The sequence below is a fragment of the Chitinophaga sp. genome, assembly GCF_036566945.1.
GTDB lineage: Bacteria > Bacteroidota > Bacteroidia > Chitinophagales > Chitinophagaceae > Chitinophaga.
In genome coordinates, this window is sequence record NZ_DATCVJ010000737.1 from 1 (window position 1) to 1,769 (window position 1,769).

The window sequence follows — 1,769 nt, forward strand, 5'->3', positions numbered from 1 at the left end:
AGTTAGTAAAGAAATGTAGCAGCCACGAATGTAAAACTAGCACCTCAAATTTTTTGTTGGGTCAACATTGAATTTTAATCGCCTGCGCGGTAGTGGACGTTTACTCGTCACCTACGGGTACAACTCTTTTTGTGCCAGCTATCCGCGAAATGCGAGAGGGATTTCTATGCCTGTACTCACCTGCTTGTTCAGCTAATACGCCTGACTATTATCAACCGCTTTATCAAACTACTAACAATGAAGAAAAACTACTCCCGTTATTATGTGCCGCCTGCGTACAGGCGAAGGTCCATGCTTTGTATCGCTGCATTCCTGATCCTCCAGCTATGCAGTCAACGGATGTTTGCACAATCCGCCAAGAGTATACAAGGTGAAATTACCGATGAAAAAGGAAACAAAATTCCCGGCGCCACGGTGCTGATCAAGGGAACTAAAACCGGTACCGGATCGGATGACAAAGGTCATTACATCATCCAGGTGCCGGCAGGCAAAGATACCCTTAGTTTCTCCTTTATAGGCTATCAGACCATGGATATGCCCATTGGAGGCCGCGGTACCATTAACGTACAGATGCAGCCGAATACCGCTACTCTCAATGACGTAGTGATAGTAGGTTTTGGTACGCAGAAGAAAACCAGCCTGGTAAGCTCTGTGACCTCTATTAATCCGAAAGAGATTAAAGGGCCTACCAGTAACCTCACCACCATGCTGGCCGGTCGGATTTCCGGTATCATTTCGTTCCAGCGTTCCGGTGAGCCGGGCGCCGACAATGCACAGTTCTTTATCCGCGGTGTAGGTTCCTTCGGAACCGGGAAAGTAGATCCACTGATTATGATTGATGGTATTGAAAGTGATAATACCGCGCTGGCGCGCTTACAGGCAGATGATATCTCTGGCTTTTCTATCCTGAAAGATGCCACTGCGTCCTCTATCTATGGCGCCCGCGGTGCAAACGGTGTAGTGCTGGTCACCACCAAACAAGGTGAATCCGGCAAAACGAAGTTGAGCTTCAGGGTAGAAAATTCCACCTCCGCCAACACACAGAATTTCAAAATGGCGGATAACATTACCTACATGCGCCTGGCGAACGAAGCATCGCTCACCAGGAATGCGCTGGGTGCCGCTCCATATTCTCAAAACAAAATAGACCATACCGCCGCGGGTGATGATCCCTTGTTGTATCCAAACAACGACTGGGTTAAACAGATGTTGAAAGACTATACCAACAACCAACGTTATAATATGAACGTGAGTGGTGGTGGCGACAAGTTGCAATACTACCTGGCCATGACCTACAACGTAGACAATGGTATGCTGAAAGTAGCGCCCCTCAATGATTTCAACAGTAATATCAAACTGAGAAATTACTCCGTTTTATCCAACGTAACACTGAACCCCACCAAAACAACCAAAATACTGGTGAGTTTGAAAGGTCAGTTTGATGATTACAATGGTCCTGTTGGCGGCGGATCAAAAATTGTGTCCAGTGTGCTTACCGCTAATCCGGTATCATTTCCTGCCATCTATCCGCAAAGTTATATGCCGTATGCGCAACACCCTTTATTTGGTAACGCCATTATGCCGGGAACTACCCGTGATCTTTTCATCAATCCTTATGCAGAAGCGGTACGCGGGTATCAGCAAAGTAACAACAGTACACTCACTGCCCAGTTACAACTGACACAGGATATGAGCGGTATCTTAAAAGGGCTGTCGGGCAGAGTGATGGCATATACTACGCGTTACTCCGCATTTGATGTAGCCAGACA

1 protein-coding gene is annotated in these 1,769 nt (G+C 47.0%); it reads left to right on the forward strand.

The annotated features are described in order from the left end of the window. Positions 1-237: 237 nt before the first annotated feature. Positions 238-1,769 (forward strand): SusC/RagA family TonB-linked outer membrane protein (locus VIP81_RS22160; protein ID WP_331966501.1); only part of this gene is annotated, 1,532 nt, incomplete at its 3' end.